Source organism: Alkalibacterium sp., from assembly GCF_046484155.1.
Taxonomy (GTDB): domain Bacteria; phylum Bacillota; class Bacilli; order Lactobacillales; family Carnobacteriaceae_A; genus Alkalibacterium.
Window position 1 is genome coordinate 1 of record NZ_JAWOBT010000067.1, and the last position, 7,083, is coordinate 7,083.

The following is a 7,083-nucleotide window of genomic DNA, read 5'->3' on the forward strand; positions in this document are numbered from 1 at the left end:
CTTAATTTGACAAACTAAATAGATGAAAAGATACTATTGTGACAGTTGAATGAGTTTGTATGAGTCGCAGTTTCTGGTTCGTTTTGATACCATAAAGGGGACTGGAAGGAGTGAGCGAGATGTGCGGAAGATACGGATTGACGGCTTCATATAAAGAACTGAAGGAACGCTATGACCTTGAAGATGACGACTATTCATTTAAAGAAAGCGAAGAGATTTTTCCAACGACCGAAAACATCGTGCTGCTGCCCAATCAGCGTCTGCATCCTGTGAAATGGGGATTCGAGCCGAGTTTTTCCAAGCGCCCGCTGATCAATGCACGCTCAGAAAGTGTTTTGGAGAAAAAGACCTTTAAAGAACCCTTTGCCAAAAAGCGCTGCATCGTTCCGGCGACCTACTTCTTTGAGTGGCAGCCGGTCGAAGGACAGAAGAAGAAAGATAAGAAAAAAATCGCAGTCAAAGACGTCCCGATTTTCTCCATGGCCGGTATCTGCGAACGCTACACTGACGATAACGGCGACAGTTACCTGACTTACGCGATCCTTACCACAGAGGCCAACGACCAGATGCGTCCCATCCATGACCGCATGCCCGTGATACTTGATCCTGAAGATGAGAAACGGTACCTGGATTTGGATGCTGATCCGGAAGAAATCCAAAAGATTTTAATACCGACAAATAAAGAACTGATTATTGAATAATAATTACTCCTCTCGAGCAATTTGTTGAGCTATCTTGAGTTCTATTCAGTTCACGCTAAAGTTTAAGTACGAAGATAAAAATAAAGGAATTCGATTATATCTAATAAACAAGCGTATTTTCATCACCGAATACGTGATGGAAATTAAAGGAAGATAGCGCTTGCATTTCATGTGTATTCTGTTTACGATTAACCTGTAGAAGAAGTAACGTTTAGTGAGTGGAGGATGCTATGAGTAATCATGAGAAAAGAAACGGCGTTAAACTCTTTGCTTTAAACTCGAACCCTAAGTTAGCCGAAGCAATCGCTCAGGTGGTAGGAGTCGAATTAAGTAAAGCAAGGATCGACCGTTTTGCCGATGGAGAGATATCAGTCCATATTGAAGAAAGTATCCGAGGAGACGATGTTTATTTAATTCAGTCAACCAATGATCCGAGCAACGATTATTTAATGGAATTACTCATAATGATCGACGCGCTCAGGCGTGCAAGCGCAGAATCTATCAATGTGGTAATGCCTTATTATGGCTATGGGAGACAAGACAGAAAGCCTGGACCACGTGAAGCCATTACGGCAAAAGTGGTAGCCAATATGTTGACACAGGCCGGCATCGATCGCTTGATAACGATGGAACTTCATGCCCCTCAGATTCAGGGGTTTTTCGATATTCCGGTCGATCACTTGTCCGCAACAGCTTTGTTTGCTAATCACTTCTTAGCAGCAGGATTGATAGGAGAAGAAACCGTTGTTGTGTCACCTGACCACGACGGAGTGAAACGCGCGCGCGAAATGGCGGAGCTGCTTGATTCACCTTTAGCCATCATCGATCGCCGATTGTATCAGGAAAACAAGCCGAATACGTATGATCTGGTCGGTGAAGTTGCCGGTAAAAACTGTATTTTATTTGATGATATTCTAGATACTGCTAAAACAGTCAGCAAGTCTACCCAGTCGCTTAAAAAAGCTGGTGCAAAAGACGTCTACGTTTGTGTGACACATGCCGTCCTTTCAGGAAAAGCAGTGGAACGATTAAATAAATCCGGCGTCAAAAAAGTCGTGGTGACCAATACGATCGATCTTTCTAAAAAGAACGCGTCTGATCTAATCGAACAATTAAGTGTCGCTCCCATCTTTGGTGATGCAATCAAACGGATCCAAAACTATGAATCCATTAAACCTTTGTTTGATATGCAATATGTAAAAAAATTGATGGAGAAGTAAGCGGATCCTGATTTTGAAAAATCTGTTTTTGTGATCCTGCAACAGCAATCGTTTTGTTTTACCTATTATAATGAGAGCGTTAATATAAGAGAGTAGGAAAGCAAGAAATCACAAAACAGACAAACGGAGAGGGGTAAAAAAAAATGGCCAATATGTTACCTTCAAAACGAGATTTTGGAGATTTGCGCAAACTGTTTTTCAATGATATCTTTGACGGAGCTCTTGGAGATGTTGAAAGCTTCAAAACAGACATTATAGAAGACGAGAAAGAATACACTGTGGAAGCAGAGCTGCCGGGAATGAGCAAAGAGGATATAGAGCTTGATTATAACGATAATATCTTATCCATATCTGCAAAACATGAATCGGAAACGGATGAACATGATGAGGAACGTAACTATGTCAGACGCGAACGTTCGTCCCGTTCATACAGTCGTCAATTTTTAATCCGTGATATTGATGAAGATGATATCTCGGCTCGCTTTGACAACGGGATTTTGGAAGTGAAGTTACCTAAGAAAGAATCTGATCAACCAGCAACCAAAAAAATCGATATTGAATAAAATCAGCTGATAGAACAAATCTCGATGGAATGTGTGACATACATTCTATCGAGATTTTATTATGTAGCGAAGGGTATGTTAAAATAGAGAAGAGTTTATCTTGAAAAGCAGGATAAATAGAAACAAACTAGGAACAGTACGTTAGGGAAGGAAGTATTTTAGTGAAACGAGTAAAATCAGTAACAGAATTAATTGGAGATACCCCCTTATTACAACTTAATCGTGTGGTGCCGGAAGGTGCGGCGGATGTATATGTTAAAGTCGAATCATTTAACGCAGGCGGAAGCATCAAAGACCGTATCGCCTTAAATATGATTGAAACAGCTGAAAAAGAAGGTAAATTAAATCCAGGCGACACAATCGTTGAAGCCACCAGTGGAAACACAGGTGTAGGGTTAGCAATGGTAGCGGCCACAAAGGGCTATAAAGCGGTATTCATTATGCCTGACACTTTGAGCGTGGAAAGACGATTATTGATGAAAATTTACGGTGCTGAACTCGAGTTGATACCGGGTGCGGAAGGGATACCGGGCGCTATGACTCGTGCAAAAGCCTTAGCAGCAAAAGACGGCTATTTCATGCCTTCTCAATTCTATAATCCAGCCAATCCGGCTGCGCATATCAAAACAACGGGTCCAGAAATTATTGAAGCCCTAGACGGTAAAGCCCCGGACGCTTTTGTTGTCGGTGTGGGAACAGGCGGAACGATCACCGGTGTCGGAAAAGTAATGAAATCACACAATCCTGATGCAAAAGTTGTGGCTGTTGAACCGGAAGAGTCCGCTGTCTTAAGCGGGGAAGGCAAAGGCAAGCACAAAATCCAGGGGATAGGAGCAGGCTTTATTCCCGAAGTGTTGGATACTGATATTTACGATGATATCGTCACTGTTTCGAGTGGTGATGCGATCGAAATGACGCGTCGTTTGGCCAGAGAAGAAGGATTGCTCGTGGGCATTTCTGCAGGAGCCAATGTTTTAGCAGCCATCCGCTACGCTGAAAAATTAGGTAAAGGTAAAACCGTCGTGACTATTGCTCCAGATACTGGCGAACGGTACTTGTCCACCCCGGCATTTTCCGAAGACTATTAAGTCGTTTTTTGATGATGTGTGTTTATCCAAACTTTGGATAAACAGTCCGCTGACAGATACTTTAAAGTGAGTCTGACAAAACGCGAGTAAACAATTAAAACCGAAGAGACCAGTCATTGACTGGTCTCTTCGGTTTTTCTGTTTTTGTTTGATTTTTGTGAGGCTATTCTTGAGAATCTTTATTGGATGACGAAAGTCCCATGTCTTGTTTCATGCGTTCAAGCTCGTCTTCGACCGCAGCGGAACCTGTTTCTTCTGCGTATTTCTCTTCAAGTTCTTGAGCTGAATCTTTAGGCTGTTTGTTCAATTCTTCCATGGCATCAGCTTCGTCTAAGCGGCGAGAGGCTTTATCTTCCATGCGTTCAAAGTTACTCATAGCTCCTCTAGATTTACCGAGGGAAGTGTCCACTTCATTTAGTTTTTCTTGAGTATCCGCCACTGACATTTGAGCTTTGATCATGGAACGACGGTTTCTTAGTTTGTCAATATCTGCTGCCAACTTGTCATGCATTTGACGCATTTTCGATGCATTTTCATGCGCTTTGGCATAAGCATTAGCTAAACCGGTGCCGACATCTTCCAGTTCCTGTTTTTTTGATAGGAAAACACGGGCATCGGCGTCGTTACCTGATTCCAGTGCTTTTTTGGCATAGCGTTCATATTTTTTTACTTCGGCTTCGTTTTCATCCACTAAACGTTTGGCCCGTGTTTCTTCTGCCATCACGCTCGCAGTGTTTTTCTTCACTTCTGCCAAGTCTTCCATCATATCGCGTAAGTATTGATCGATCATTTTTTCGGGATCTTCCATACGATCAATGATTGCGTTGACGTTTGCACTGATGATATCTGTAAAACGGTCTAAAACTGACATGTAGGTTCCTCCTAATTATGTTTGGATATTGGTTTGTACTGTTTGATCATTTGTCTTCGTCATATTTTTTTGCTAACTCATCGGCTTCAGAACTTCCGAATTTTTCAATGGGCCGGCTAAGCATGTCCTCTGTTCGTTTGGCTTCACGTTCTTTATCGGCTTGTTTTGCTTTCCACCATTTGAACAGGAGGTATAATGCTGCGAGAACCCCAAAGATCGACAGTACTGGAATCCATGGTGAAGTCGTTACTTCCATGATACGATCGGCAGCTTCTTTGAATGAATTGCTGAAGTACTGCTCATCTGTTAAGTCTGAATCATAGTAATTTCTATCAAGATAATCCAGCAAAATGTCGCCTGCTTCTGTGTCGATGACAGATCGGGCTTGAGACCCTGTGACATAATACGTCATGTATTCATTTGGTGCGGGTTCAAAAAACACGAGCAGCAGATGCGCTTCATCGGTGAAGAGTTCATCGTATAGTTCGTTTGCGTAGGCTTCGATTTCTTCCATCGACGGATTAGTCGATCCGTTGATGTCGCCCGTTATATGCACATGGGGCTGAACGCCTGTTTCATTATAAAAATGACGGAGACCATCCACCATTTGCGTATGGTTACCTATCCAGTCTAGTTCATCAGTATAGTATTCTGTTTCGTTTACTGCTCCTGCCGGTAAAGGTTCGCGTTCTACCGTCGAAGAGGTGATGTTTGTCGGTCCGCCATCACCACCCATGAAATTGCCCAAGGATGAGAACAGCGTGAAGATGATGAACATAAATATCAAAGCGATGAAAATACTCCCGCAGCCCATATAACCACAGCCGCCACCGCCACCGCCTGATGAATAACGTCTTCGACCAAAACCACCGCCTAAAAATATCGGGCCCATACCCATGCGTGGGCGGTTATTGCTGGAACCTCGGTTTGAACCTCCACCACCAAAAATTCCGCCGCCACGGCCACTGCTGCCACCGCCTATGCGACCACCACCACCTCTTCCGCCGCCGAAGCCCCCGCCACGGGAACCACCGCCGAAGCCACCACCACCAAAGCCACCGCCACCGCCGCCGCCTCCTCTACCCATATAATCCACTCCTTCACAGTCAGATTGTTAATTTTATTATCATGATCATTGTCTATTTATAAACGCAATGCGCTTAAACGGACTATGACTATATTATAGCGTATGCCTTTAGCAAATCATAAAAATATCACTTGATAGGGTGTAAGAGAAGCAAACTTAAAGGGTGACTTTTTAATTGAGCCATAAAAAGTAAGTTTCAGATATAAAAGACAATATAGTTAATAGAATAAATAAATGGAGGGGATCATATGATAGTTAAAGAAAGAGAAAGAGCGTTACAACTTGAGTCTTTGTTAGCCTTAAGCAAACGAGGGATTTTGTTGAACCCGCAGGAAAACTATATTAACCAGCTAGTTAAAGGATTCGAAGGTGAGTGTGCATTTGATGCATTAGTGAAAGAGTTGAAGTGCGAATGTCTGATCTTGAACGATTTATTATTGAAACTAAACGGTCATACCTTTCAGATCGATACATTGATGATATCTAGTAAAGGGATTTCGATTTATGAAGTGAAAAACTTCGAAGGTGAGTTTGTTTTTCGTGAGGATAAGTTGAAAATTGTATCGACAAATAAAGAAATCACTAACCCAGTTCATCAATTAAATAGAACAACAATGCTTTTCCGTCAACTGATGGAAGAACATCGTGTTGATTTTCCACTCAAATCATATATTGTGTTTATCAATAAACAGTTCACTCTTTTTGAAACACCCATCGATCAGGATTTTATTCTTCCGACCATGGTATCTCGTCATCTTAAACGATTGAACAACGAACGTGGGGCAATAACTATAAGTCATACAAAATTTTCGGATACGCTCAAAGCATTACATCATAATAGAGACTCTACTTTCGTCACATTACCCGAGTACTCGTATAGTGCCTTAAAAAAAGGGTCGTTCTGTAAAGAATGTTCAACTGTATTAGGGCGTTTAAACGGGAGAATGTGCGAATGTAGAAAATGTGGTCATAAGGAATTATCTGTTGACACAATACTCCGACAGATAAACGAGTTCAGACTATTGTTTCCAGACAATAAATTAACGACAAATGAAATGTATCAATGGAGTGGAAAGCTTTTTTCTGAAAAAAGCATCCGATCAGTCTTATCAAAGCATTTTACTCTGAAAGGACAAAGCATAGCTTCTTACTATGAGTAAAACGACGTTGAACCAGCTAAATCAAGAATAAATGAACAGTTGCGTGCCTTTCACGAAGGAAAAGAGGAGACGAAGGTCACGCAATAGGGCGAAGCGTGCCCTTCACGAAGAACAGCAGGAGACGAAGGTCACGCAATGGAGCCAAGCGTGCCCTTCATGAAGAACAGGAGGAGGCGAAGGTCACGCAATGGATCCAAGCGTGCTCTTCATGAAGAACAGGAGGAGACGAAGGTCACGCAACAGGGCCAAGCGTGCCCTTCATGAAGAACCGAAGGAGACGAAGGTCACGCAATAGGGCGAAGCGTGCCTTTCACGAAGGAAAAGAGGAGACGAAGGTCACGCACTAGGGCCAAGCGCGCCCTGCATGAAGGACAGGAGGAGACGAAGGTCACG

7 protein-coding genes are annotated in these 7,083 nt (G+C 42.7%); 5 read left to right on the forward strand and 2 right to left on the reverse strand.

Features of this window, described 5'->3' with window-relative positions; all coding sequences use genetic code 11:
- Positions 1-119 precede the first annotated feature (119 nt).
- From R6U02_RS05130 to cysK, 4 genes are all read left to right on the forward strand, one after another.
- Positions 120-701 (forward strand): SOS response-associated peptidase, encoded by a 582-nt coding sequence (locus R6U02_RS05130; RefSeq protein WP_410262563.1) that lies wholly within the window; start codon positions 120-122, stop codon positions 699-701.
- 230 nt (positions 702-931) lie between these two features.
- A complete protein-coding gene (locus R6U02_RS05135; RefSeq protein WP_410262564.1) occupies positions 932-1,921 on the forward strand; it encodes a ribose-phosphate diphosphokinase in 990 nt (329 codons plus the stop codon).
- 143 nt (positions 1,922-2,064) lie between these two features.
- Positions 2,065-2,484, forward strand: coding sequence for an Hsp20/alpha crystallin family protein (locus R6U02_RS05140; protein ID WP_410262565.1), 420 nt, complete (start codon positions 2,065-2,067; stop codon positions 2,482-2,484).
- 161 nt (positions 2,485-2,645) lie between these two features.
- A complete protein-coding gene (cysK, locus tag R6U02_RS05145; protein ID WP_410262566.1) occupies positions 2,646-3,572 on the forward strand; it encodes a cysteine synthase A in 927 nt (308 codons plus the stop codon).
- Positions 3,573-3,735: 163 nt separating this feature from the next.
- On the opposite strand, the gene R6U02_RS05150 is transcribed toward cysK, so the two are convergent.
- Positions 3,736-4,443, reverse strand: a complete 708-nt coding sequence (locus R6U02_RS05150; protein WP_410262567.1) for a PspA/IM30 family protein — start codon at positions 4,441-4,443, stop codon at positions 3,736-3,738.
- A 46-nt stretch (positions 4,444-4,489) separates the two neighbouring features.
- Positions 4,490-5,530: a hypothetical protein gene (locus R6U02_RS05155; protein ID WP_410262568.1), complete on the reverse strand. Its 1,041-nt coding sequence runs from the start codon at positions 5,528-5,530 to the stop codon at positions 4,490-4,492.
- Between the two features lie 248 nt (positions 5,531-5,778).
- On the opposite strand from R6U02_RS05155, the gene R6U02_RS05160 reads away from it, so the two are divergent.
- Entirely contained in the window at positions 5,779-6,690 is a 912-nt protein-coding gene (locus R6U02_RS05160; protein WP_410262569.1) for a nuclease-related domain-containing protein, read from the forward strand.
- Positions 6,691-7,083: the final 393 nt, after the last annotated feature.